Annotated in this window: 24 protein-coding genes and 4 tRNA genes; 3 read left to right on the forward strand and 25 right to left on the reverse strand. The window is 68.4% G+C overall.

Annotation, left to right across the window (positions count from 1 at the left end; all coding sequences use genetic code 11):
- From ACFVH2_RS08800 to rplJ, 4 genes are all read right to left on the reverse strand, one after another.
- On the reverse strand, positions 1 to 795 hold the full coding sequence (locus ACFVH2_RS08800; protein ID WP_378421597.1) for an MlaE family ABC transporter permease: 795 nt from the start codon (positions 793 to 795) through the stop codon (positions 1 to 3).
- Positions 796 to 804: 9 nt separating this feature from the next.
- Positions 805 to 1,848, reverse strand: a complete 1,044-nt coding sequence (locus ACFVH2_RS08805; RefSeq protein ID WP_378421599.1) for an ABC transporter ATP-binding protein — start codon at positions 1,846 to 1,848, stop codon at positions 805 to 807.
- Positions 1,849 to 2,133: 285 nt separating this feature from the next.
- The gene (gene rplL / locus ACFVH2_RS08810; protein WP_378421601.1) at positions 2,134 to 2,520 is read right to left on the reverse strand and encodes a 50S ribosomal protein L7/L12; all 387 of its coding nucleotides are present in this window, start codon (positions 2,518 to 2,520) and stop codon (positions 2,134 to 2,136) included.
- Between the two features lie 119 nt (positions 2,521 to 2,639).
- Complete coding sequence (gene rplJ, locus ACFVH2_RS08815) at positions 2,640 to 3,176, reverse strand: 50S ribosomal protein L10 (protein WP_378421603.1); 537 nt, start codon at positions 3,174 to 3,176, stop codon at positions 2,640 to 2,642.
- A gap of 427 nt (positions 3,177 to 3,603) precedes the next feature.
- Between rplJ and ACFVH2_RS08820 the strand changes: the two genes are divergently transcribed.
- Entirely contained in the window at positions 3,604 to 5,217 is a 1,614-nt protein-coding gene (locus ACFVH2_RS08820) for an MFS transporter (RefSeq protein WP_378421604.1), read from the forward strand.
- A 61-nt stretch (positions 5,218 to 5,278) separates the two neighbouring features.
- Here ACFVH2_RS08820 and rplA read toward each other — a convergent pair whose 3' ends face one another.
- The 11 genes from rplA to ACFVH2_RS08875 form a co-directional block, all read right to left on the reverse strand.
- On the reverse strand, positions 5,279 to 5,995 hold the full coding sequence (rplA, locus tag ACFVH2_RS08825; RefSeq protein WP_142099900.1) for a 50S ribosomal protein L1: 717 nt from the start codon (positions 5,993 to 5,995) through the stop codon (positions 5,279 to 5,281).
- A 104-nt stretch (positions 5,996 to 6,099) separates the two neighbouring features.
- Positions 6,100 to 6,534 (reverse strand): 50S ribosomal protein L11, encoded by a 435-nt coding sequence (rplK, locus tag ACFVH2_RS08830; protein ID WP_378421606.1) that lies wholly within the window; start codon positions 6,532 to 6,534, stop codon positions 6,100 to 6,102.
- Between the two features lie 58 nt (positions 6,535 to 6,592).
- A complete protein-coding gene (gene nusG, locus ACFVH2_RS08835) occupies positions 6,593 to 7,408 on the reverse strand; it encodes a transcription termination/antitermination protein NusG (protein WP_378421608.1) in 816 nt (271 codons plus the stop codon).
- Between the two features lie 41 nt (positions 7,409 to 7,449).
- Positions 7,450 to 7,884 (reverse strand): preprotein translocase subunit SecE, encoded by a 435-nt coding sequence (gene secE / locus ACFVH2_RS08840; protein WP_378421610.1) that lies wholly within the window; start codon positions 7,882 to 7,884, stop codon positions 7,450 to 7,452.
- A 31-nt stretch (positions 7,885 to 7,915) separates the two neighbouring features.
- Positions 7,916 to 7,988, reverse strand: a tRNA-Trp gene (locus tag ACFVH2_RS08845).
- A 181-nt stretch (positions 7,989 to 8,169) separates the two neighbouring features.
- Positions 8,170 to 8,598 (reverse strand): (3R)-hydroxyacyl-ACP dehydratase subunit HadB, encoded by a 429-nt coding sequence (gene hadB / locus ACFVH2_RS08850; RefSeq protein ID WP_378421612.1) that lies wholly within the window; start codon positions 8,596 to 8,598, stop codon positions 8,170 to 8,172.
- Entirely contained in the window at positions 8,598 to 9,053 is a 456-nt protein-coding gene (gene hadA, locus ACFVH2_RS08855; protein ID WP_378421614.1) for a (3R)-hydroxyacyl-ACP dehydratase subunit HadA, read from the reverse strand. Before hadA ends, hadB begins: the two co-directional genes overlap by 1 nt.
- A gap of 146 nt (positions 9,054 to 9,199) precedes the next feature.
- Positions 9,200 to 9,364: a 50S ribosomal protein L33 gene (gene rpmG / locus ACFVH2_RS08860; protein WP_142099888.1), complete on the reverse strand. Its 165-nt coding sequence runs from the start codon at positions 9,362 to 9,364 to the stop codon at positions 9,200 to 9,202.
- 84 nt (positions 9,365 to 9,448) lie between these two features.
- Positions 9,449 to 9,521, reverse strand: a tRNA-Met gene (locus ACFVH2_RS08865).
- A 41-nt stretch (positions 9,522 to 9,562) separates the two neighbouring features.
- A tRNA-Thr gene (locus ACFVH2_RS08870) sits at positions 9,563 to 9,635 on the reverse strand.
- Between the two features lie 146 nt (positions 9,636 to 9,781).
- Positions 9,782 to 9,864, reverse strand: a tRNA-Tyr gene (locus tag ACFVH2_RS08875).
- A 171-nt stretch (positions 9,865 to 10,035) separates the two neighbouring features.
- Here ACFVH2_RS08875 and ACFVH2_RS08880 point away from each other — a divergent pair.
- On the forward strand, positions 10,036 to 10,527 hold the full coding sequence (locus ACFVH2_RS08880) for a YajQ family cyclic di-GMP-binding protein (RefSeq protein WP_378421616.1): 492 nt from the start codon (positions 10,036 to 10,038) through the stop codon (positions 10,525 to 10,527).
- 97 nt (positions 10,528 to 10,624) lie between these two features.
- Here ACFVH2_RS08880 and ACFVH2_RS08885 read toward each other — a convergent pair whose 3' ends face one another.
- The 3 genes from ACFVH2_RS08885 to ACFVH2_RS08895 form a co-directional block, all read right to left on the reverse strand.
- Complete coding sequence (locus tag ACFVH2_RS08885; RefSeq protein WP_378421618.1) at positions 10,625 to 12,430, reverse strand: CocE/NonD family hydrolase; 1,806 nt, start codon at positions 12,428 to 12,430, stop codon at positions 10,625 to 10,627.
- A 111-nt stretch (positions 12,431 to 12,541) separates the two neighbouring features.
- The gene (htpX, locus tag ACFVH2_RS08890; RefSeq protein WP_378421620.1) at positions 12,542 to 13,414 is read right to left on the reverse strand and encodes a zinc metalloprotease HtpX; all 873 of its coding nucleotides are present in this window, start codon (positions 13,412 to 13,414) and stop codon (positions 12,542 to 12,544) included.
- Positions 13,415 to 13,517: 103 nt separating this feature from the next.
- Positions 13,518 to 14,549 (reverse strand): polyprenyl synthetase family protein, encoded by a 1,032-nt coding sequence (locus tag ACFVH2_RS08895; RefSeq protein ID WP_378421622.1) that lies wholly within the window; start codon positions 14,547 to 14,549, stop codon positions 13,518 to 13,520.
- Between the two features lie 219 nt (positions 14,550 to 14,768).
- On the opposite strand from ACFVH2_RS08895, the gene ACFVH2_RS08900 reads away from it, so the two are divergent.
- Positions 14,769 to 15,995 carry a geranylgeranyl reductase family protein gene (locus ACFVH2_RS08900; protein WP_378422173.1) on the forward strand — a complete coding sequence of 409 codons (1,227 nt, stop codon included), beginning with the start codon at positions 14,769 to 14,771 and terminating at the stop codon, positions 15,993 to 15,995.
- A gap of 22 nt (positions 15,996 to 16,017) precedes the next feature.
- Here ACFVH2_RS08900 and ACFVH2_RS08905 read toward each other — a convergent pair whose 3' ends face one another.
- The 7 genes from ACFVH2_RS08905 to ACFVH2_RS08935 form a co-directional block, all read right to left on the reverse strand.
- Entirely contained in the window at positions 16,018 to 16,407 is a 390-nt protein-coding gene (locus ACFVH2_RS08905; protein ID WP_378421624.1) for a Zn-ribbon domain-containing OB-fold protein, read from the reverse strand.
- The gene (locus tag ACFVH2_RS08910; protein ID WP_378421626.1) at positions 16,404 to 17,273 is read right to left on the reverse strand and encodes an alpha/beta fold hydrolase; all 870 of its coding nucleotides are present in this window, start codon (positions 17,271 to 17,273) and stop codon (positions 16,404 to 16,406) included. Before ACFVH2_RS08910 ends, ACFVH2_RS08905 begins: the two co-directional genes overlap by 4 nt.
- Positions 17,274 to 17,411: 138 nt before the next feature.
- Positions 17,412 to 19,787, reverse strand: coding sequence for an ATP-binding protein (locus ACFVH2_RS08915; protein ID WP_378421628.1), 2,376 nt, complete (start codon positions 19,785 to 19,787; stop codon positions 17,412 to 17,414).
- 67 nt (positions 19,788 to 19,854) lie between these two features.
- Positions 19,855 to 20,274 carry a Zn-ribbon domain-containing OB-fold protein gene (locus ACFVH2_RS08920; protein ID WP_378421630.1) on the reverse strand — a complete coding sequence of 140 codons (420 nt, stop codon included), beginning with the start codon at positions 20,272 to 20,274 and terminating at the stop codon, positions 19,855 to 19,857.
- Positions 20,275 to 20,434: 160 nt separating this feature from the next.
- The gene (locus ACFVH2_RS08925; RefSeq protein ID WP_378421632.1) at positions 20,435 to 22,756 is read right to left on the reverse strand and encodes an ATP-binding protein; all 2,322 of its coding nucleotides are present in this window, start codon (positions 22,754 to 22,756) and stop codon (positions 20,435 to 20,437) included.
- A 111-nt stretch (positions 22,757 to 22,867) separates the two neighbouring features.
- On the reverse strand, positions 22,868 to 23,566 hold the full coding sequence (locus tag ACFVH2_RS08930) for a demethylmenaquinone methyltransferase (RefSeq protein ID WP_378421634.1): 699 nt from the start codon (positions 23,564 to 23,566) through the stop codon (positions 22,868 to 22,870).
- Positions 23,567 to 23,637: 71 nt separating this feature from the next.
- A complete protein-coding gene (locus ACFVH2_RS08935; RefSeq protein WP_378421636.1) occupies positions 23,638 to 24,783 on the reverse strand; it encodes a glycosyltransferase family 4 protein in 1,146 nt (381 codons plus the stop codon).
- Positions 24,784 to 24,843 lie beyond the last annotated feature (60 nt).

Consider the following 24,843-nt stretch of genomic DNA (forward strand, 5'->3'; position numbering starts at 1 on the left):
TCAAGCCCCCTTCGCCGGAACGATCTGCAGGTACACCATGGTCAGGATCAGGTTCGCGAAGAAGAGCAGCAGGAACGTGATGACGACGGTCTGGTTCACGGCCTCGCCGACGCCCTTGGGACCCGGGTTCGGGTGCAGGCCCTTGTAGGCGGCCACGACGCCGGCGATGACACCGAAGATCGCGGCCTTCGCCTCGGCGATGTAGAGGTCGGGCAGCTGCGCCAGCGCGGAGAACGAGGACAGGTAGGCGCCGGGGGTGCCGCCCTGGAGGATCACGTTGAAGAAGTACCCGCCGGCGATACCGACGACCGACACCAGTCCGTTGAGGAGGAGGGCGACCAGCACCATGGCCAGCACGCGGGGCACGACCAGGCGCTGGACCGGGTTGATGCCCAGCACCTCCATCGCGTCGATCTCCTCGCGGATCGTCCGGGAGCCGAGGTCTGCGGTGACCGCCGAGCCCGCCGCTCCTGCGATCAGCAGGGCGGTCACGATCGGACTGCCCTGCTGGATCACCGCGAGGACGCTCGCGGCACCGGTGAACGACTCCGCCCCGAGCTGCTTGATCAGCGAACCCGTCTGCAGCGACACGACGGCGCCGAACGGGATGGCGACGAGTGCGGTCGGCAGGATGGTGACGCTCGCGATGAACCAGGCCTGCTCGATGAACTCGCGGAACTGGAACGGCTTACGGAACAGATTCCGGACGACGTCGACGAAAAGCTGGACGATCAGGCCGGCCTGGGTCAACGCTGCTGAAACGGGACTGAGCAGCGAACTCTTCGAACCCCCCATTCGCGCGGACTACCCGTGACTCCACGAGGACGACTCGGCACCGGAGTCGTGGTACACGGGAATCACCTGGGTCGCCTGGTCGTCGCCGAGGCTCTCCAGGATGGGCTGCTGCGCCTCCGGGGGAAGGGTGTGCAGGATCGAACGCACGCGGGCCTGCCGACGTCCGACCGCCTGACGCACCGGCATGCCGGGGGTCGCCTGCATCTGCGGGACCACGCCGGAGACCTCCTGCGAACCGTCGTGGTGGCCGGCCTCCTTCATCGCCAGCTCGGCGGCCATCTGCGAGTCGTCCTTCTCCTCGGACATGCCGATGGGGCCGATCTTGCTGCCGTTGAGGAACTGCTTGACCACCGGCTCCTCGCTGGTGAGCAGGACCTCGCGGGGGCCGAACATCACCAGCTGCTTACGGAAGAGCATGCCCAGGTTGTCCGGCACGGTGCGGGCAAGGTTGATGTTGTGCGTCACGATCAGGATCGTCGCGTCGATCTGCGCGTTGATGTCGATCAGCAGCTGGCTGAGGTACGTGGTGCGTACCGGGTCGAGGCCGGAGTCCGGCTCGTCGACGAGGATGATCTCGGGGTCGAGCACCAGCGCGCGGGCCAGTCCGGCGCGCTTGCGCATACCGCCGGAGATCTCGCCGGGAAGTTTGTTCTCGGCACCGATGAGGCCGTTGAGCTCGAGCTTCTCCATCACGATCTTGCGGATGTCGGACTCGGACTTCTTGGTGTGCTCACGCAGCGGGAACGCCACATTGTCGTAGAGGTTCATCGAACCGAACAGCGCACCGTCCTGGAAGAGGACGCCGAACATCTGCCGGATCTCGTAGAGCTCCTTGGACGAGCACTGAAGGATGTCGGTGCCGTCGATCACGATCGACCCCTGCTCGGGCCGGAGAAGGCCGATCAGCGACTTCAGAAACACCGACTTGCCGGTTCCCGAAGGCCCGAGAAGGGCACTGACCTCGCCGGCCGGGAGCGTCAACGTGACGTCCTGCCAGATCTTCTGAGAGCCGAAAGACTTGGTGAGTCCCTCGACCGCTACCTCTACTCCCACCGCAAACCTCCACGCTGTTCGATACACCGACCCCTGTTGTGGGTTGGGTCACTCTATCGCATCGATGTGGTACCTGTGACCCACGATGCTACTCACGAGTAAGTACATAACGCAAGAGCATCCCGAGAACCCCCGAACCACGCCCCCGACCTGCGCAAAGTGGACATTCTTCAGCTGGTCGTTCGTCCGAACGAAAGCCCCGGAAACGCGAAAAAGAGGGCTGCTCCCCACACGGGGGAGCAACCCTCTTTTCGATCGTGACGCCGAGGCGTTACACGAGGAGTCTTACTTGACGGAGATGGTGGCTCCGGCAGCCTCGAGCTTCTCCTTGGCGGCGTCGGCCGCGTCCTTGGCAACCTTCTCCAGGATGGCCTTCGGCGCACCCTCGACGAGGTCCTTGGCCTCCTTCAGGCCCAGGCCGGCGACGACCTCACGGACGACCTTGATGACCTGGATCTTCTTGTCGCCGGCCGACTCGAGGACGACGTCGAACTCGTCCTGCTCCTCAGCAGCCTCGGCGGCGGCGGCCGGGGCACCGGCGGCGGCAACGGCGACCGGAGCAGCGGCGGTGACCTCGAAGGTCTCCTCGAACGCCTTCACGAACTCCGAGAGCTCGAGGAGGGTGAGCTCCTTGAACTGGTCCAGCAACTCTTCGGTGGTGAGCTTCGCCATGATGGCGGTCCTTCCTGTAAGTCCCATGTCGCTGATCCGCGACGAAGTGGGAGGGGTGTGTTACGTGATACGCAAGACCTCGGTGCGTCCACCCTGAGGTGGACGCGGCCTCGTGCGGATCAGCTTTCGGCTGCGGAACCTTCCGCGGCCTTCTTCTCCTGCAGCGCGGCGGCCAGACGGGCCACCTGCGATGCCGGGGCATTGAACAGGCCAGCGGCCTTTGCCAAGTTGCCCTTCATAGCGCCGGCGAGCTTGGCCAGCAAGATCTCGCGGGACTCGAGGTCCGCAATCTTGTTGACCTCGTCCACGGACAGCGCGTTGCCGTCCATGTAGCCGCCCTTGATGACGAGCGCCTTGTTGTCCTTCGCGAAAGCCTTGATGGCCTTCGCGGCGTCGACCGGCTCGCCCTTGATGAATGCAATGGCGGTCGGTCCGACGAACAGGTCGTCAAGGCCCTCGACGCCCGCCTCTGCGGCGGCGCGCTTGACCAGGGTGTTCTTGGCGACGGAGTAGGTAGCGCCTGCTCCGAGCGCACGACGCAGCTGCGTCAGACTCGTCACCGACAGACCACGGTATTCCGTGATGACAGCGGCGGTCGAACCCTTGAACTGCTCAGTGATCTCCGAAACCGCGGAGACCTTTTCGGGCTTTGCCATACTTCGCCTCCTCTCGTGACATCGTGTTGGTCCGCCCTGCGGACGTGGCCACAACATGCAAAACGCCCCGGTGCAGGGCACACGGGGCGTACACGAGGAGGTCCGCGCCAGCTCTCGCCGGACGCACATCTCCCCTACCTCGTCCTCCTGCGTGGGCCGCCGGGCATGTCCCGAACCTTCAACCGATGCTGTTTCCAACGTCGGTGACCAACGGTCTTGGGTAGAACTTCTTTGGGGTGAACTCGAAACAAGTCGAACTCTTTCCGAGACAGTACCGGACTCCGCAGGTGAACGCCAAAACGCCCCCCGCAGCCCCGCACCTCCGGCGAGATGCGCGTCACATCGACAGTCGGAAGGTGATGCAGTCGACGAGAGTGTCGACAATTTAGCTGTTATATGCCGTAACACATAGTTCTATTGTCGACTCATGACGTCCACACTCGAAGCCCCGACCGGGCTCCTCGGCTCACGCTCGCGCCGGTTCGCCGCCCTCGCCGTCATCTGCCTGGCCGAACTCCTCGTCGTCCTCGACAACACCATCGTCAACGTCGCGCTGCCGTCCATCGGCGTGGACCTGCACACCGGCGTCAGCGGATTGCAGTGGGTCGTCGACGCCTACACCCTGACGTTCGCCGGACTGCTGCTGGCCTGCGGCAACCTCGGCGACCGCTACGGACGGCGCCGGGTGATGGTGATCGGCCTCGTCGGGGTCGGTGTGATGTCCGTGGCCGGCGCCAACGCCGAGACCCTCGGCCAGGTGATCGCCGCGCGCGCCGCGATGGGCGTGTTCGCCGCCGCCGTCTTTCCCGCCACGCTGGCGCTGATCATCAACATCTTCACCGACGTCCGCGAGCGCGCGTTGGCCATCGCGGCCTGGACGGCGATGGCCGGCTTCGCGATCGCGATCGGACCGATGTCCGGTGGCTGGCTGCTCGAGCACTTCTCCTGGCATTCGGTGTTCTGGATCAATGTCCCCGTCGCCGCCGTCGCGGTCGTCGCCACCCTCGCCCTGGTTCCCGAGTCGAAGGCCTCGTCGGTCGGCCGCCTCGACCCCCTCGGGATCGGACTGTCGATCGCGGGCATCACCCTGCTGGTCTGGTCGATCATCGAAGCCCCCGAGCACGGGTGGACCTCCGCCACCACCCTCGGCGGCATCGCGGTCGCGGCGGCACTGCTGGTCGCCTTCGTGCTCTGGGAACTGCGCACCCCGACGCCGATCCTGGACATGACGCTCTTCCGCAACCGCCGCTTCTCCCTGCCCGCGCTCGCGATCGCGATCGCCTACTTCTCGATGTTCGGGTTCCTGTTCCTGATCACCCAGTACTTCCAGGGTGTGCGCGAGTACACCCCGTTCGAGTTCGGCGTCGCCTCGCTGCCGTTCGCGGTCTCGGTGGCGGTCGGCGCACCGATCGCCACCCTGCTCGCGCAGCGGGTCGGCACCGCCGCTGTCATCGTGTTCGGGCTGCTGCTCACCGGACTCGGCCTCTACCTCGGCGGGCAGGTCACCGTCGACAGCTCCTACCTCACCGGCGTGCTGCCCTCGATGGTCTCGATGGCACTCGGCCTCGCCATCGTGCAGGGTCCGGCCACGGAGTCCATCATGTCCTCGCTCCCCCTCGACGAGGCAGGCGCGGGCTCGGCGGTCAACGACACGACCCGCGAGATCGGCGGCACCCTCGGCGTCGCGGTGCTCGGATCCATTGTCGCCTCGTACTACGCGAGCACCATCGCGCCCGTCGTCAACCGCGTGCCCGACAGCTTCATGAACGAGGACGAGAAGGGCTTCGCCCGCGCGACGGTGCTCAGCGTGCTCGAGATCCGAAAGCGGGAAATCCCGGCGATCCTCGAACCGCAGCGTGAGCACCTGATCACCGCAATGAAGACGACGGTGCTGCACGGCTCGCACACCGCGTCCCTCGTGGCCGCGGGCGCGGTGCTCGTGTGCGCGCTCGTCGTTGCGGTATTCCTGCCCTGGGCTCCGTCCGGCGGCGACTCCGTCCTGCTGGCCTGGCGGACGGACGAGGCAGACAGCGAGGAGTAGGGACCACGGACACGAAGAAGGCCGGTACGGAGAACCGTACCGGCCTTCTTTTCGAACTGTCTTACTCTGCAGCATCCTCGAGGAGGTTGCGGGTGCGGTTCGGATCCACCGGGATGCCCGGTCCGGTGGTGGTCGCAACCGTGACCTTCTTGACGTAGCGGCCCTTGGCGGAGGACGGCTTCGCACGCAGGATCTCGTCCAGCGCGGCGCCGTAGTTCTCCACCAGCTGGGCGTCGTCGAAGGACGCCTTGCCGATCACGAAGTGCAGGTTGGCCTGCTTGTCGACGCGGAAGTTGATCTTGCCGCCCTTGATCTCGGTGACGGCCTTGGCGACGTCAGCGGTGACGGTGCCGGTCTTCGGGTTCGGCATCAGGCCACGCGGTCCGAGGACACGGGCGATGCGGCCGACCTTGGCCATCTGATCCGGGGTGGCGATCGCGGCGTCGAAGTCCAGCCAACCGCCCTGGATGCGCTCGATCAGATCCTCGGCACCGACCGCGTCCGCACCGGCGGCCTCGGCCTCGGCGGCCTTCTCGCCGACCGCGAACACGATCACACGGGCGGTCTTGCCGGTGCCGTGCGGGAGGTTGACGGTGCCACGGACCATCTGGTCCGCCTTGCGGGGATCGACGCCGAGCCGAACGGCGACCTCGACGGTCGCGTCCATCTTCGTGGAGGCGGTCTCCTTGGCGAGCTTCGCAGCCTGCAGCGGGCTGTAGAGCTTGCTCTGGTCGACCTTCTCAGCGGCGGCGAGGTACGCCTTGCTGCGCTTTGCCATTTCTTCTGTCCTAACTTCTCACCACAGTGTGTGTACCTGCAGCGGTGAATGGTTCAGTTGTGGTTGCGGGCCTGGCCGGCCCTCCCACGCGTGCTGTGTGCTTCTTAACCTTCGACCGTGATGCCCATGGAGCGGGCGGTGCCGGCGATGATCTTCGCGGCCTGCTCGATGTCGTTGGCGTTGAGGTCCTCGGCCTTGGTCTTCGCGATCTCGCGCACCTGGTCCATGGTCACGGACGCGACCTTGGTCTTGTGCGGCTCGCCGGAGCCCTTCTGCACGCCAGCGGCCTTGAGCAGCAGCTTGGCGGCCGGAGGGGTCTTCAACTTGAAGTCGAAGGTCCGGTCCTCGTAGACGGAGATCTCCACGGGGATCACATTGCCGCGCTGCGACTCGGTCGCGGCGTTGTAGGCCTTGCAGAACTCCATGATGTTCACGCCGTGCTGACCAAGCGCGGGACCCACGGGCGGGGCAGGGTTAGCCTGACCGGCCTGGATCTGGAGCTTGATGAGCCCGGCGAGCTTCTTCTTCTTGGGGGGCATCTTCGTTCCTAATTTCTTGCGGTGTGTGTTTCTTGCTGCGGTGCAAGTGTGTGGGGCGCTAGATCTTCGAGACCTGGTTGAACGAGAGCTCGACCGGGGTCTCGCGACCGAAGATCGAGACCAGCACCTTGAGCTTCTGCTGCTCCGCGTTGACCTCGCTGATGCTGGCGGGCAGCGTGGCGAACGGACCGTCCATGACGGTGACCGACTCGCCGACCTCGAAGTCCACCTCGATGAGCGGCTTCGCGGCGGTCTCGCCGGCGGCGGTCTCGCCCGCGGCGACCGATGCCGCGGCGGCGGGCTTCTTCGCGCCCTCCTGCGGCATCAGGAACTTGACGACCTCGTTGATGGTCAGCGGCGACGGGCGCGAGGTGGCGCCGACGAACCCGGTGACGCCAGGCGTGTTGCGCACCGCGCCCCACGACTCGTCGTTGAGCTCCATGCGAACCAGGATGTACCCGGGCAGAACCTTGCGATTGACCTGCTTGCGCTGGCCGTTCTTGATCTCGGTGACCTCTTCGGTGGGAACCTCCACCTGGAAGATGTAGTCACCGACGTCGAGGTTCTGGACGCGGGTCTCGAGGTTGGCCTTCACCTTGTTCTCGTAGCCGGCGTAGGAGTGGATGACGTACCAGTCACCGGGGGCGCGACGGAGCGCAGCCTTCATCTCGGCGACCGGGTCGACGACCTCGTCGGCAACGGCCTCGTCGGCGGAAACCTCGGCCTCGCCGGCCTCGACGTCCGCGAGCTCGGCTTCCGCCAGCTCGTCGGCCTCGTCGGCGATCACGCCGTCAGCGGACTCCACAGCGACCGCGTCATCGGCAACATGCTCCTGCGCTGCAGCCTCAATTGCGTCGTTCTCGGGGGTGCTCACTGGCGCACTCGCTTCCTCTCATCGCATTTCGGTGTCCGGTTTCAGCCGAACAACCAGCTGACGCCCTTGATGAACGCCAGGTCCAGTCCACTGATGAACGCCACCATGAAGGCGACGAAGACCAGGACCACGGTCGTGTAGGTGATCATCTGCTTGCGGTTCGGCCAGATCACCTTGCGGAGCTCGGCGATCACCTCGCGCAGGAATTTCCGCAGACGCTTGAAGAAGTTCTCCTTGCGCGGCTTGTCGGCCTTGGCCTTCTTACCGGGCTTGGCCACGGCCGGCGCTCCGGCGGTGGCGGCGACCGTGGTCGCGGCGGAGGTGTCGGCATCCGCGCCGTTGGCGCGGGTACGACGTCCCGGACGCTTGCCGGTCGGCCGAGAGGAATCCGAAGCGACGGTACTTGCGTCGTCAACGATGTCGTCGGAGCCCGAGGACCCCGCCGCGTTGCCGGCGTTTCCGCGATCCTCGCTCACCGTCGTTCCTCTCAGTCGCTGGCATCCGGGGCAGGGGCGACAGGACTTGAACCTGCAACCTGCGGTTTTGGAGACCGCTGCTCTGCCAGTTGAGCTACGCCCCTCTGGTCGACCGTCGCGTCCGAGTCCTCAGGACCCGAACCAGTCGACCAATCTGTGACCACACAACACGCGCGCCACCCCGATCGGCCATGAACCGGCACCCCAGGGCAGCGCGCAGCGCTGAGTTATCGCAGAAATCTCAGTGTACTGCACGGTGGTCTTGCATTCCCAATCGGCTGGAAGTCAGCCGAATCGGACGGTAGCGGTGGCCCGTCCGAAGATCTTCTTCTCGTCCACCTTGGCGACGATGGCGATCACCGCAGTGCGGTTCTCGCTGTCGACCGACCTAACCTTACCGGTCAGCACGATCGCGGTGCCCTTGGTGTCGTTCGGAACGGCAACCGGGCTGGTGAAGCGGACGTTGTACTCGAGAACGGCGCCCGGGTCACCCACCCATCCGGTGATGTAGCCGGCGCCGATTCCCATGGTCAGCATGCCATGCGCGACCGCCGTCGGCAGACCCACCCCTTGCGCCACGGCGTCGTCCCAGTGGATCGGGTTCGGGTCGCCGGCCACGCCCGCGTACTGCACCAGGTCGGACCGGGTCAGGCGGACCGTCTTCTCCGGGAGTTCCTGACCCTCGGCGATCTCGCCGAAAGCGCGCAGCGCCATCACTCGCCCTCCTCGGCGTGTCGGCCCATCAGTGTGGTGTAGGTGGTGAGCACCAGCTCGCCGTTCTGATCGGTGATGTCGTTGCGGGTGACGATGATGTCGCTACCGCCCATCACCCGCAGCGAATCGACGAAGACATCGCAGTAGAGACGGTCGCCGACCTTCATCGGACGGTGAAAGACCAGACGCTGATCGGTGTGCAGGATCCGACTGAGGTCCAGCTCCACGTTCAGGGTGTTGAAGAACTCTTCCTGAGCGAGGAAGCCGAACACCGAGATGAACGTCAGCGGGGCGATCAGGGTGTCGTACCCGAGCTCCTGCGCGGCGGCCTCGTCACGAAAGGCGAGGTCGTCGTTCTTGACCGCCCGCGCGTACTCGCGCACCTTCTCGCGACCGACCTCGTAGTAATCGCTGAACCTGTGATGCAGGCCAACGATGTCAGCTGTCAGTTTCACCGAAGAGGAACCCTATCTGCACTGGACGCAGCAGTTGAGGTGCGGTCGTCGGTCATGGAAACCTGCTCCGGACACCATCGAGCGTGCGTCACACCAAAAAAAATACGCGTGCCCCGCGATGAAGACTGCGGGGCACGCGACTGAGACTACTTGGATTCGCGATGCGCCTGGTGAGTTCCGCAGTTCGGGCAGAACTTCTTGATCTCGAGGCGATCGGGATCGTTGCGCCGGTTCTTCTTGGTGATGTAGTTCCGGTGCTTGCATACCTCGCAGGCCAAGGTGATCTTGGGTCGAACGTCAGTCGAGGCCACGGTATGCCTTCTTTCGGGTGAATCTGATCGGGGTCAATCAGGGTGTGTTGCCATGTACTTCTGTGAAACCATGTGTCACTTGTGTAGCGATGGCCGGACTTGAACCGGCGACACAACGATTATGAGTCGTTTGCTCTACCAACTGAGCTACACCGCCTCGGTGCATCGATGCCAGTCTAATAGGCACCCAATCCAGCGAGCCCCCTAACGGAATCGAACCGTTGACCTTTTCCTTACCATGGAAACGCTCTGCCGACTGAGCTAAGGGGGCGTGCTTCCGCGCACTTCGTTCGTGCGTTGAAGCCTCCAAGAGGTTACACAGTCTCGGTCCGGAGTTCCAAACCGCGAGGTCAGGACCCGTTTTCGACTGTCTAACCACCGGATCCCAGCGAGCGCGAGCTCACCGGGACCCAGGTGTGGCAGGTGTAGGATTCGAACCTACGTAGGCATAAGCCGACGGATTTACAGTCCGCTCCCATTGGCCGCTCGGGCAACCTGCCTGGTGTCATCCAGAGTGGATCCGAACCGCCGTCGCCGACGCTCCCGGAACGTTCCCTGGTGCGGAAAGCAGAATACCTCGACCGGGGCGGGTAAATGCAAACCGTGTGGTTATCGTGGGTTCTCGAGCGCCGGAACGGGTCCGCGCGCACCGAGCAGAACTAGGAGACGCCGTGGCGGATTCGTCCTTCGATGTGGTGAGCAAGGTTGACCGGCAGGAGGTCGACAACGCGCTGAACCAGGCCGGCAAGGAGCTGTCGACGCGGTTCGACTTCCGCAACACCGGCGCGAGCATCGAGTGGTCCGGCGACGAGACGATCGCGCTGACTGCGGACACCGAGGAGCGCCTGCTCGCCGCGCTGGAGGTGTTCAAGGAGAAGCTGATCCGCCGGGACATCTCGCTCAAGGCCTTCGAGGCAGGCGAGCCCGCGCAGTCCGGCAAGGTCTACAAGCTCACCGGCACCCTGGTCCAGGGCATCACCAGCGAGAACGCGAAGAAGATCTCGAAGAAGATCCGCGACGAGGGCCCCAAGAGCGTCAAGGCGCAGATCCAGGGCGAGGAACTGCGGGTGACCAGCAAGAACCGCGACGATCTCCAGGCGGTGATCGCGCTGCTCAAGGGCTCCGACTTCGGTATCGCCCTGCAGTTCGTGAACTACCGCTAGGCGCACCGCCAGCGGCCGAGACACCACGGCGCCGGGGTGCCCACGACGGGCTCCCCGGCGCCGTTGCAGTCACGGACCGCTCAGGCCGATGCGGCGCTCACTCGGCGACCACCGGCAGCACCAGGCGCTGGGCGGGATCTCCCGCGGCGATGCTCACCTGGTGCGGGACCAGTCCGCCGCGGAAGTTCGAGTCGCCCCCGGCCAGCACGAGGCGCACCCGGTGACCGGCGTCGAACCGGTGCACGATCGCCGGAATCGTCACCTGCACCGGCTTGGCCGGGTCGAGGACCCGCACCGGGGCGATCTGGCCGTTCACGAGCGTTGCCGCCCCGTCCGGCGCCACGTCGTAGAGCTTGGCGAACAGGACCACGGCATCGGCCGGTCCGGTGACCGGGTTCGGCGTCGACACCTGAAGGTTCACCTTGGGTGCGCCCACGACGTCCAGCGGCGCAGGCAACGACGCCCCGGTCCAGCTCGCGTAGCTGCCCGGCGGCTGGTCCTCGGGCCGCGGCCCCGGCGGCACCGAGATGTTCGACGGGGTGGAACCGGCGACCAGCCCACCCGCCGGCGTACCCAGCGTCTGCACCCCGGGACGAATCGCGTCACGCTCGCCGGTCAACTGACCACCATCCGACAGGTACAGCGAATGTGGCTGTCCGACATCGGTATTCGGCGCCGAGGCGTATGCCCGCGCAGGGTTGTCGGCGTCGTGGACCCAGTCCCGCTGGTAAGCGAAGGTCGGACCGGTGTCCACCGCCGCGCCCTTCAGGTAGTGGTCGAACCAGTCGAGGTAACGCCGGGTCGGGTACTGGGTGTTCGGGTCCGGGGTCCGCGCCGTGCCGCGCAGCAACCCGGGCGACGAGTGCCCCGCGTCCTGCCAGATCATCTTGACCGGGACGTCCCGGCGGGCGAGGGCGTCGTAGGTGGCCTGGGCCTCGTTGAGGTTGAACAGCGTGTCCTGCTCGCCCTGCACCAACAGCACGGGGATCCTGATCCGGTCCGCATACGAGGCGACCGATGCCGAACGCAGGTACTGCGCTGCCGCGGGGTTCGGGTAGCCCTGCGCCACCGCCTGCGGCAGCTCGGCGCAGACGAAATCGACGAAGTTCGGGCAGGGCAGCACCCGTTCCGGGTACTTCTGATAGCCGGCCGCCCCGGGCGCGGAGATACCCGCTCCGGTGAACAGCAGGGCCCACGACGTCTTCGCGACCCCCGGCACCTCGGAGCTGACCCCCTCGGCGGCCGAGTTGGGCGCCAGCGAGTAGCTGAGATCGTTCCAGGTGATCATCGGCACCAGCGCGTCGATGCGGGGATCGACGGCGGCGGCGGCGAACTGAATCGCCCCACCGTAGGACCCCCCGACCATGCCGACCCGGGGATCGTTGCCGAGCGTCTCGCCGTTGTGGGCGACCGCGTCGTGCACTACGTAGTCCAGGCCCGGTACCGGCTGGGTGTGCGCGGCGTCCCGGTAGGCAATCCCGTTCGCGCCACCGAGGAAGCTGACCAGGTCCTGCGCCGCACGACCGTCCTGGTCGGGGCTGTCGAGACTGACCTTGCAGCCCGTCCCGCCGAAGCCGAGGCCCGAGTACGCCAGCACCACGTAGCCTCTGCCGGCGAGGAACTCGGCGGTCGGTCGCAGCGCGTCCTTGGTCTGCGCGAACCCGTGCGTGGTGAGCACCGCAGGCGCGGGCGCGGCGGCAGACACCCCGGCAGGCGTGTACAGGTCACCCTCGACGTCGCAGTGTTGGGTGCCGTCCGGCCCGACGGTGGCGTCGAAGTGCAGGGTGCTCACGATGAATCCGGGGGTTTCCGCGGCCGCCGAGGCGGGGGCGATCGTCATCGCGGCCGCCACCAGCAGCGCCGCGGTCAGGGCCGATCCGGCCGCCCTGGTTCGTCGTGTCATCAGCCAATCCGTCCTGTCGCACACCGTCAGTGCCGGCGAGGAACTTCGCCCCGTCGGCACCGGCAATCTACGCCTACCGACCGGTAAGGCTGTTTTGCGACACGCTGGCCGTCAATCGGGCAGCTTGCGGCCGGCCAGATCCTCCAGCCGGGCGATGCGATCGGCCATCGGCGGATGGGTCGAGAACATCCGGCTCATCTTGTCGCCGGCGCGGAACGGATTCGCGATCATCATGTGCGACTGCGCGGCGATCTTCGGCTCCGGCGGCAGCGGCGCCGCCTGCACACCCCGTTCGAGCTTGCGCAGCGCCGACGCCAACGCCAACGGGTCACCGCTCAGCTCGGCACCCGACTGATCGGCCTGGTACTCCCGCGACCGCGACACCGCCATCTTCACCACGGTCGCGGCGATCGGCCCGAGCAGCGAGACCAGCAGCAGCGCGAGCGGATTCGGGCGATCGTCACCGCGGCCACCGAACATGCCGGCGAACATCGCCATGTTGGCCAGCCCGGAGATCACCGCGGCCATCGCACCCGCGACCGAGGAGATCAGGATGTCGCGGTTGTAGACGTGCGAGAGTTCGTGCCCCAGCACCGCGCGCAATTCCCGCTCGTCGAGGATCTGCAGGATCCCGCTGGTACAGCACACCGCGGCGTTGCGCGGGTTGCGACCGGTGGCGAACGCGTTGGGCGCCGCGGTCGGGCTGATGTACAGCCGGGGCATCGGCTGGTGCGCGGTGGTCGCCAGTTCCCGGACGATCCGGTAGATCACCGGAGCCTCGACCTCGGTGATCGGCTGGGCGTGCATCGCCTTGAGCGCCAGCTTGTCGCTGTTGAAGTACGCGTAGGCGTTCATGCCGACCGCCAGCACGATCGACAGAACCAGAATCGTCGGATTCCGGAACAGCGCCCCGATGAAGACGATGAGCGCCGACATTCCGACCAGCAGGCCGAAGGTCTTGAGCCCGTTCGAGTACCGATGCACCGTCGCCTCTTCTCTCGCAGTCAGTCACGAGGTGAACGAACGAAACCACGATCAGCGTTCCCACACGCGGGGCGTCACCACCACGCCGGGACCAACGCTACCGTCAGCCGACCCGCTCGATCGTGTATTCGACCAGGCGCGCCAGGGCATCGTTGGCGGGCCCCTGCGGCAGCAGCGCGAGCTGGGCGCGGGCGGAGTCCGCGTACTCGGCGAGCTTCGCCTTCGCCGCGGCCATTCCGGGCGAGCGTTCGAGCAAGGCCAGCGCCTCGGCCACCTCGTCGTCGTCGGTGACGGGTCCGGCCAGCAGCACCCGGAGCCGGTCCGCGTCCTGGCCCTCCTCACGCAGCGCGTACAGCACCGGCAGGGTGTGCACGCCCTCCCGAAGATCGGTGCCCGGGGTCTTGCCCGACTGCGCCGCGACCGAGGAGATGTCGATGATGTCGTCGGAGATCTGGAACGCCGTCCCGACCGCGTCACCCAGGCGCTCGAGCCGCTCGATGTCCTCGGGCGCGGCGCCGGAGAAGGTGCCGCCGAACCGGCCGCAGGCGGCGATCAGCGAACCCGTCTTCTCCCAGACCACCTTCAGGTAGTGCTCGATCGGATCCTGGTCCTTCTTGACGCCGATCGTCTCGCGCATCTGGCCGGTCACCAGCTCGGCGAAGGTCTCCGCGATGATCTGCACCGCCTCCGGCCCCAGTGTCGAGACCAGCCGGGACGCGTGTGCGAACAGATAGTCCCCCGCCAGGATCGCGACGCTGTTACCCCACCGGGAGTTCGCGCTCGGGGCGCCGCGCCGCATGGACGCCTCGTCCATCACGTCGTCGTGGTACAGCGTCGCGAGGTGCGTGAGCTCGACAACCGTCGCGGCCGTGGTCACCGCCGCGGCCGTCGGATCGGGACCCAGCTGCGCGGTGAGCACCGTGAACAGGGGTCGGAAGCGTTTGCCACCCGCCTTCGCCAGGTGCAGGGCCGCCTCGGTCAGGAAGTCCTCGCCGTCGGACAGCTCACCGACCAGCAACGCCTCCACGTCGGCCAGCCCGGACCGCACCACGTCGGCCAGCGCCTGGTCGCCCAGATCCACACCGGCGACGACGGTGTTCGTCGCTTCGCTCGTGCTCACGATCTCAGTACCCATCCTTCGTTCTCCGGAATACCAGCTCTCGGGGACACCGGCACCCGCACCCGACATCCGCCACCCGGCAACCGCGTTTGGTGCCACGGTAGTGAACCTATCGGGTCGACCGCTCCCCCGGGCCGCCCCGACCGTCGCGGGTCGGCCTGAGAGGATACTGCGGTGGTGCCTCCGCAGGTCGACCCAGACTCGTCGACGATCCCGTCCAGCGACATCCCCGTCATGCCCGCAGCGACCGACGTGCTGGTGATCGGCGCAGGTCCGGCGGGTTCCGCGGCGGCGGCCTGGGCTGCCCGCGCCGGCCGGGACGTGCTGCTCGTCGACGCCGCCACCTTCCCGCGGGACAAGACCTGCGGCGACGGGCTCACCCCGCGCGCGATCGCCGAACTCGAACTTCTCGGCCTCGGCGACTGGCTGGCAGGCCGCGCCACCAACCGCGGACTCCGGCTCTCCGGCTTCGGACAGGAACTCGAGCTGCCGTGGCCCGGCGGGTCACTGCCCGCAACCGGGAGCGCCGTACCCCGTACCGAACTCGACGACCGGATCCGCCAGCTCGCGATCGCCGCGGGCGCACGAATGGTGCAGGGCGCCAAGGCCGTCGACGTCGACCGCGCCGGCGCCCGCGTCCGCTCCGTGACCCTGCAGACCGCGCACGGCCCGCGCGTCGTCTCGTGCGAGCGGCTGATCGTCGCCGACGGGGTGCGCTCGACCCTCGGCCGACAACTGGGCCGGCAGTGGCACCGCGACACTGCCTACGGCGTCGCGGCCCGCGCGTACGTCGACTCCGGCCGCAGCGACGACGAATGGATCACCTCACATCTGGAACTGCGGGACCGCGAGGGCGCGCTGCAATCGGGCTACGGCTGGGTGTTCCCGCTGGGTACCGGCGAGGTCAACCTCGGCGTCGGCACCCTGGCCACCGGGAAGCGACCGGCGCCCGGCGCCTTGCGACCGCTCATCGAGCTGTACGCGCAGCAGCGCCGCACCGAGTGGGAGCTGGACGGTCCGGTGCGCGCGGTGGCGTCGGCGCTGCTGCCGATGGGCGGCGCGGTCTCGAACGTCGCAGGACCGAACTGGGCGATCATCGGCGACGCCGCGGCCTGTGTGAACCCGCTCAACGGCGAAGGCATCGACTACGGACTCGAAACCGGCCGCGTCGTCGCGGCGGCGCTCGACGAACCCGACCTCACCGAGCTGTGGCCGACGGAGCTGCGGCGGCGGTACGGGCAGGCGTTCTCCATCGCCCGACGGCTCGCGGGCCTGCTCACCGTGCCGCGGGTGCTGCCCGCGTCCGGCCCGGTGGCGATGCGCTCACGCGCGCTGATGACGGTCGCGGTGCGGGTGATGGGCAACCTGGTCACCGACGCCGACCGAGATCTCACCGCCCGGGCCTGGCGAGCCTCCGGCGCCTCGTCGCTGCGGATGGACGGTCGACCGCCATTCAGCTGATCCGGCCCCCGCGGCGGCTGGATCAGTTCCTTCCCAGCGAGAACGTGGGGAATCGTCCAGTGGCGCGGTGCCCACGGAATTCCACTCGGGCGTGCGACCGGCCGCGGTCGGGCAGCGTTCCCTCGATCGAGGCGTAGACCCACGGTCCGTCGTCCAGTTCGACAATCGCGATCGTGGCCGGCTCGTCGTGGGTGTGCGGCATGCAGCCGGGCCGGGTCACCGGCGGGACGGCGTCGGGTTGCATGCGGGTCCACGAGACGATCGATCCGGTGCCCGAGCACGGCACCCAGTCGAGCTCGTCGCATCCGCAGGACGTGCATGCCCAGGTGTCCGGGGCGAACATGGTCGCGCAGTCCTCGCAGCAGCGGATCATCAGGGCGTCGACCGTCGTCGGCCGGAGCATCGCGGTCATGCCGACACCGCGTCTCGTTCCGATCTCAGCACTCTCACCATCGCGTCGCCGAACCCCTCCGGATCCCCGATCAACCAGCAGTGGTTCCCCGCCACCGTGACCACGCGCGGATCGCCGAGCGCTTCCCGCATGGCCTCGAAGCTGACGTGCGGAATGACGGTGTCGGCGGTCCCCCACAGCAGGGTCACCGGCAAGCCGCGGTCGGCGAGCTGCGCGAGTTCGGCCCGCAGGTCCGCCTTGCGGGCGACATGCCCGGCACGCCACACGGCCATCGGATCACGCAGCACGTTCGGCAGCGCGTCACCGGCGATCGCGCCGACCACCTGCTTGAACGGGCGCGCCGAGAACGCTGTCGCCTGCAGGTGCCAGGCCCACTCCCACAGCGGCCGCTCCCGGATCGGTCGCACCTCGCCGTCGGGTGACCAGTGCGCCCCACCGACCGCGTTCACGAGAACCAGGGAATCGACGTGGTCGGGCAGGTCGTGCGCGGCGCGGGCGGCGACACCGCCGCCGAAGGAGTGGCCGACCACCGTCACGGCGCCGCGAATGCCGACCGAGTCGATGAACCTGCCGACCCATCGCGCGTAGCCGGCCAGATCGCGCTCCCCCTCGGGGAGCTCCGCGGTGCCGCCGAACCCGGGCATGGCCGGGGCGTACACCCGCACACCACGGTGAGCCAGACTGCGCAGTGCCGCCTGGTACGCACCGGGAGCGAGCCCCCACCCGTGCAGGAAGACCACCGGGCGGCCGTGCCCGCCGACGCCGTAGGACACCTCGGACGAGTCCACGCGGACGTCCCGCCATCGAATGTCCTGCGCCGGGCGCAGGACATGGGGTCGGGACTGGCCGTAATCGAACTCGTGCATCGGAACCTCGACTTCGCGACAGACATCTGAGACTTGCATCACAGTGCCGGGTATCGCGCATTCGCACCACGGCCGAACTACCGGTCTAGGTACCTGTTTTTGCCCGAACGGGTACCTGGGTTACGGCAAAATCGCAGGTCAGTTCAGTCCCGAACCCGACTGCGGTACCCGCTCCGCATCCACCCGAGCGGCCCGCTCCGCATCCACCCGAGCGGCCCGCTCGACGACCCACGCGGCGATCTGGGTGCGCGAGCCGAATCCGAGCTTCGCGAGCAGCCGCTCCACGTGCCCCTGCGCGGTACGCAGCGAGATGACGAGCTCCGCGGCGATCTCCTTGTTCGTCATTCCGCGGGCGACGAGGCCGGCGACCTCCTGTTCGCGTCGGGTGAGGCCGTCGCCCGGGTCGGACGGGCGGCAGGCGGCGCGTTCGTGGAGCGCGAAGGCGATCGCGTCCTCCGCGCTCCACCCCGCACCCTCGGCGACCGCAGCCTCGAACGCCGAGTCCCCCAGCATCTGTCGAGTTCGCCGTTCGCACTCCGCGTGGAAGGTCTTCAGTTTGGGCGCGACCACCCCGGTACTGCCGATGCCTCGCCACAACGACCTCGCCGCACCCAACAACAGGGCCGCCCGCCGACCTCGCCGCTCGGCTCCGGTGATCCAGGCCAACGCCTCCAGGCACATGGCGGTGGCCATCACGTCACCGGTCGGCCGGGTCAGCCGCAGGCCCTGCTCGAGCAGGGCCCGCGATCGCCGCGGATCGCTCTCCCACAGGGACAGCCCCAGCGCACACACCGCGTACGCCCGGTAGACCGACTCCCCCGTCGACTCGCTGATCGCGAGAGCCTCCTCCTGGCATTCGACGGCCCGGGCGGCGTCGCCGAGCAGCCCCGACGCCACCGCGATCCCGAGCAGGGTCGAGATCTGCCGGATGGGATTCCCCTCGGTCCGGAAGACCTCGAGCGCCCCCTCCAGAGAGGCCAGTGCGCCGGCGAGGTCGCCGCTGAACGCGGCCAGGTATCCGGCGGCGTGCATCACCAGCGCGCGGGTCATCGGGTCACCGAGCCGATCGGCGAGGTCGGCCGCCTCCGTGATCAGCGCGGTCCCCGCGGCGATGTCGCCCTGATTGCTGGCCAGCAGGCTGTCCGCGCACAGCGCCTTGACCCGCGTGACGCCCGGTTCGCCGTCCTGGAGCGAGAGGGCGCGGTCGAGCCAGTACCGGCCCTCGCGGAGCAGTCCCTGCGACATCCAGAAGGCGAACAGTGCGACGGCAATCCTGAGCCCGTGATCGGCCTCGCCCGGCTCGGTCAGACTGAACTGCATCGCCTCCCGCAGATTCGACTGCTCACGATCGAGCCTGGCCGTCAGGCCGACCTGCTGCGGTCCGATCCACTCGGACCGCACTGCGAGCACGAGCTGCTGGTACCAGTCCCGGTGACGGCGACGCAGGTCCTCGAAGTCGCCGGCCTCGAGCAGCTTGTCCCGGCCGTACTCACGAAGGGTCTCGAGCATCCGGTAGCGCACCACCGCCCCCACGTCCTCGCGGATCAGGATCGACTTGTCCACCAGCGACGCCAGAAGATCCAGCACCTCGTCGGCAGGCAGGCTCTCCGCGCACACCCCCTCGACGGCGTCGAGTTCGAAGCCTCCCGCGAACACCGCCAGCCGCCCCCACAATTCGCGTTCCGGCGCGGTACACAGCTCGTGGCTCCAGTCGACGCAGAGACGCAGGCTCTGCTGCCGGCTCGGCGACCCACGCAGGCCACCGGTCAGCAACTGGAAGCGATCGGTGAGGCGATGCAGGATCTGATCCGGCGACAACACCCGAACTCGTGCCGCGGCCAGCTCGATGGACAGCGGCAGACCGTCCAGCCGGCGGCAGATCTCGGCGACGGCGTGCCGGTTCTCCTCGGTGACCTCGAACCCGTGGACCATCGCCGTGGCTCGTTCGGTGAACAGCGCGACCGCGTCGTAGCTGGGCAGGCCGTGCACCGTCGATGCCGGGTCCTGAGCCGGAAAGGTCAGCGGCGGCACCCGCAGCAACGCCTCGCCGGGGATCTCCAAGGGCTCGCGGCTGGTCGCGAGGATCCGTACGCCCTCGCACGCGCGCAGCACGGTGTCGCCGAGTTCGGCGACCGCTCCGACCAGGTGCTCACAGTTGTCCAGCACGAGCAACAGGCTCCGATCCCGGAGCCGCTCCACCAACATGTCGGTGGAGGGCCTGCTCGAGTTGTCCCTCATCCCCACCCCGGCAGCCACGGTCACCGGCACCAGAGCCGGATCGTGCAGCTCGCCGAGCTCGATCAGCCACACCCCGTCCGGGAAGCTCCGTGCCGTCTCCTCTGCCACCCGCAACGCCAGTCGGGTCTTGCCGACACCACCGATCCCCGTCAACGTCACCAGCCGGGAGACCGTCAGCAGCCGTTTCGCCTCGGTCACCTCGCGGCGGCGACCGACGAAGCTGGTCAGGTCCAGCGGCAGATTCCCGAGCGCGCGTCCTCGGGCAGCGGGTGGCATCAGATGTCGCTTTCGGTGGGCGGTCCCCTGCGCCCACGCTACCTTCGCGCTGGATACTCCGCGGAAGTCAGCTCACCGACGACGGGTCACCGCCACACCGGCAGAACACCGGATACCGCTCCCCCGACACCGAGTGGTCGAAGCGCACCCGGACCTCCCGTTCGGTGCACACCGCGGTCTCGCCTTCGATCCAGGTACAGATCCACGGGCCGTCGTCCAGGGCCACGACCGCGAGCAGGCACGGCATCGGCTCGGCGCCGGCGCCCGAACGAGCGCAGTCGACCACCGTCCACCGCTGGACCGCGCCGAGCCCCGTTGACGCCACCGCGGACAGGTCCGAGCTGCCGCAGGAGGCGCACGGTGCGGTACCCGGGGCGAGGAAGGCCTCACACCGATCGCAGCGACGGATCATCAGCGCATCCCTCGTGACACCCGGCCAGGGCACCTCCGCCACCGGCTCGGGTCGACGATCCAGTACAGCCGACATCGCACCGGCCTGACGTTCACTGCGTGACGTGGTTTGGTACATCTTCAGACCTCAACTCGCCGAGTGGATGAATGCGACCCCACTCACACTCCCCGCGAAGCCCGGAACCGACGAGGGCAGGAATACCCGGGGACATACCTGCTTTTGCCGTCGATCCTGGTCAGTCCTGGTCCCGTGCCTGCTCCACGACCCATGCGGCGATCTGGGTGCGTGAGGTGAACCCGAGCTTGGCGAGCAGGTGCTCGACATGCCCCTGGGCCGTGCGCTGCGAGATCACGAGCTTCGCCGCGATCGCCTTGTTGGTCAGGCCCTGGGCGACCAGCTCGGCCACCTGCTGTTCGCGCCGCGTGAGCCCGACGTCGGCGGCCGGCTGCGGTGCGGCAGGCGCCTGCTGCTCGTCGAGGGCGTAGCCGACCGCGTCCTCGAAACTCATGTTCCGGCCCTGCTTGAGCGCGACCTCGAACAGCCCCTCACCGAGTCCCGCCCGGGCGTCACGCTCGCACTCCTCGTGGCAGACGAGAAGGTTGGGCACGAGCACCGGCGGGCTGCCGACCGTGTGGGACAGCGACCCGGCGGCGCCCATCAGCACCGCCGCGCGGCGGTGCCTGCCGTCGCGGGCGGCGATCCAGGCGAGAACCTCGAGGCAGGAGCTGGATCCGAGCGGGTCGTCGACCACGCGCGAGAGCCGCAATCCCTGCTCGAGCAGGGCCTCGGCTCGCTCCGGATCCTCCGCCCACACGGTCAGGCCGAGAGCCAGTGCCGAGTACCCGCGGAACGCCGACTCTCCGTGCGGTTCGGTGATGGCGAGCACCCGCTCGTGATACTCCACTGCGCGGTCCTCGTCGCCGAGGAGTCCGCACGCCACAGCGAGGCCGAGCAGCGAGGTGGTCTGCCGGAGCAGGTCACCCTCCGCCTCGAATCCCTCGATCGCCGGCTCGAACAACTCGACGGCCTCCGGGAGCCGACCGCCGAACAGGGCCCGCGAACCGGCGGCCAACGTCACCAGCAGGTCCAACCGCGGGTCGCGGAGCCGGTCCGCCACCGCCCGCGCCCGCGCCACCAGGTCGCCAGCCGCGTCGAGGTCACCCTGGGTGCCTGCCAGCACGCACGTGACATAGAGACCTGTCACCAGTTCCGGGGTCGGGTACTCCGGAGCCGCGGCCACCGTGCGCTCCAGCCAGAGCCGGCCCTCGACGAGCAGTCCCCGGCACAGCCAGTACGGGTACAGCGCGGTCGCGATGCGCAGGCCCGGCAGCGACTCGCCCGGCACCGCGATGCAGCAGAGCATGGCCTCGCGGAGGTTGGGCTGCTCGCGTTCGAGCCGGGTGAGCCAGTGCACCTGCTTCGGGCTGATCCATTCCGCTTCCGCGCGCAGCACCAGCGCCTCGTACCAGTCCCGGTGCCTGCGGTGCACCGCCTCGTACTCGCCCGAGGACTCCAGCTTCTCGCGGCCGTACTCGCGCAGCGTCTCGAGCATCCGGTAGCGGACGACCGTCCCGGCCTCCTCACGGATCAGGATCGACTTGTCGACCAGGGAAGCGAGCACGTCCAGCAGGTCGACGGGCGCCGGATCCCCGGTGCACACGCCCTCGACCGCGTCGAGTTCGAAACTGCCGGCGAACGCCGCGAGGCGCCGCCACAGGACCTGTTCGTCCGGCGTGCACAACTCGTGACTCCAGTCGACGCTCATCCGCAAGGACTGCTGGCGGGTCGGCGCGCCGCGGCTGCCCATGGTCAGCAGCCGGTACCGGTCGGTGAGCCGTTCGAGAATCTGCTCCGCCGACATCGCCCGCAACCGCACCGCCGCGAGCTCGATGGGCAGCGGCAGGCCGTCGAGCTGGCGGCAGATCTGCGCGATCGCGGCCCGGTTGTCCTCGGTCAGGGCGAACCCGGGCACCGCCGCGCCGGCCCGCTCGACGAACAGGGTCACCGCCTCGTAGCGGGGCAGGCCCTGCAGTGTGGGCGGCTTGTCGGGGTCCGGCACGCTCAACGACGGCACCCGCATGACGGCCTCGCCGCCGATGGCGAGGGGTTCGCGGCTGGTGGCCAGGATCCGCAGCTCCGGGCAGGCGCGCAGAAGGTTCTCCGTGAGACTCGCGACGGCATCGATCAGGTGCTCGCAGTTGTCGAGGACCAGCAGCAGTCGCCGGGTGGCCAGGTAGTCGGTCAGCAGGGTCAGCGCGCTCTGCCCCGGCAGCTCGCGCAGTCCCAGCGCCGCCACGACGGTGTCGACGACCAGCGCGGCGTCCTGGAGTTCACCGAGTTCGACCAGCCACACGCCGTCGTCGAACGCCCGCCGCGAGTCCTCGGCGACCCGCAGCGACAGCCGGGTCTTGCCCACGCCGCCGATTCCGGTGAGCGTCACCAGTCGGGACACCGACAGCAGCCGCTTCGCCTCGGTGACCTCGCGGCGCCTGCCGACGAAACTGGTCAGCTCCTGGGGCAGGTACCCCGGCACACCACGGACGGCGGACTGCTTCATCAGGCGTCACTCCTCCCGCGTCGACGACCCGCAGCGGACAGTTCGGTGGCAGGCCGCGGCGCGGCCGAAACGCCAACCTATCTAGATCGGTGCCGAGAGGCGCGGGATTTTCTAGCGCTGTGCTCTATGTAACGCCACGATCCCGCCGGTCAGGTTCCGCCACTGCACGTGCCGCCAGCCCGCGGCCTCGATGGTGGCCGCCAGCTGCTCCTGCGTCGGCCAGGCCCGGATGGACTCCGCCAGGTACACGTACGCGTCCGGGTTACTGCTCACCGCGCGCGCGACCCACGGCAGCGCCTTCATCAGGTACTCCATGTAGACCTGCCGAAACGGCCCGAAGGTCGGGGTGGAGAATTCGCTGACCACCAGGCGCCCGCCCGGCTTGGTGACGCGGGCGATCTCGCGCAGTCCGGCTTCGAAGTCGGAGACGTTGCGGAGCCCGAAGGAGATCGTCGCGGCGTCGAACACGGCGTCCGCGTACGGCAGCGCCATCGCGTCACCGGCGACCATCGGCACCCGACGGGCGGCGCCCGCGTGCAGCATCCCCTTGGAGAAGTCGGTGGCGACCACCCAGGCGCCGGACCGTCCGAGTTCGACCGTCGAGACGCCGGTGCCCGCCGCGAGGTCGAGAACCCGCTCCCCGGGCTTCAGGTCGAGCGCGGCGCGCGTTGCCTTGCGCCAGCTCCGATCCTGGCCGAACGAGAGGACGGTGTTGGTGAGGTCGTAGCGCTTGGCGACGCCGTCGAACATCGACGCGACCTCGTGCGGTTTCTTGTCGAGCGACGCCCGCGACCCGTGTGTTGTTGCCACGCCATTGACGTTACAGGCGCGACGACGGCCGCCTGCGGCCAGTTCACGGCGTCGCCGGTGCCGTCCGTCACTCACGCGGTACGCGGAAACCTCGCCGCCGCGGACCCGGTCACCTCGGCGTAGTGACCGAGCAGCTCGTCACACACGGCGGCCCAGCTCCGACCGCGGACCGAACGCCGGGCCGCGTCGGCGAAGCGACCGCGCAGCAGCGGCTCTCGCAGTGCGTCCACCGCGCTGGGCAGAAGCTCGCCGAAGCGGTCCACCGCCAGGAGGTACCCGTTGCCGCAGTGCGCGATCAGATCGCGCGGGCCGCCCGCGTCCGGGCCGATCACCGGCACGCCGCTCGACAGCGCCTCCTGCACGGCCTGGCAGAACGTCTCGTGCTCGCCGGGATGGACGAACACGTCGAGGCTCGCGTACGCGCGGGCGAGGTCGCCGCCACCGAGCTGGCCGGTGAACACCGCGGAGGGCAGCAGGGCCTGCAGTCGCGAACGCTCGGGACCGTCCCCGACGATCACCAGCTGCAGACTCGGGTCGCCGGCGAGGACCGCGAGCCGTTCGACGTGCTTCTCGGGCGCCAGCCTGCCGACGAAGCCGACGATCAGTCGCTCGCCGGTGTCGTCCCAATGCGTCCGCAGTTCGGCGCTGCGGCGGGACGGCGCGAACCTGGTGGTGTCCACGCCGCGAGCCCAGCGATGCACCCGAGGCACCCCGTGCGCGACGAGCGCGTCCATCGCGGCGACCGAGGGCGCGAGGGTCCGGTGCGCACCGCGGTGCAGCCGCCGGGTCCATCGCCACGCGGCCCGGCTGGTCAGCCCGAGGCCGTAGCTCTCGGCGAAACCTGCGACGTCGGTCTGGTACACCGCGACGGCGGGCACGTCGAGCCGACGCGCGGCCGCCAGTCCGCCCGCGCCCAGCACGAACGGCGACGCGAGGTGCACCACGTCGGGGGCGAACGCCCGCAGGGCCGCGGTCAGTCCTGGTTGAGGGATGCCGACCGGCAGGGAGCTGACCTTGGGAATCATCATGGCGGGCACGCGGTGGACGGGAACGCCGTCGTGGTCGCCGGACGCGGGCGGCCGCCCGGCGACGGTGTCCGGGGCCACGATCATCGCCTGGTGCCCACGCCGGCCGAGGTGCTCGACCACCCGGAGCACCGAGTGGGTGACTCCGTTCACGTTCGGCAGGAACGACTCCGCGACAACGGCTACGCGCACCGCACCAGTGTCCGGCCCGGCGACCACGGGCGCGGGGGCCGCAGGTGACGGGTCGGGAAA

Source organism: Rhodococcus sp. NPDC127527 (assembly GCF_042672245.1).
Lineage (GTDB): Bacteria > Actinomycetota > Actinomycetes > Mycobacteriales > Mycobacteriaceae > Rhodococcus_G.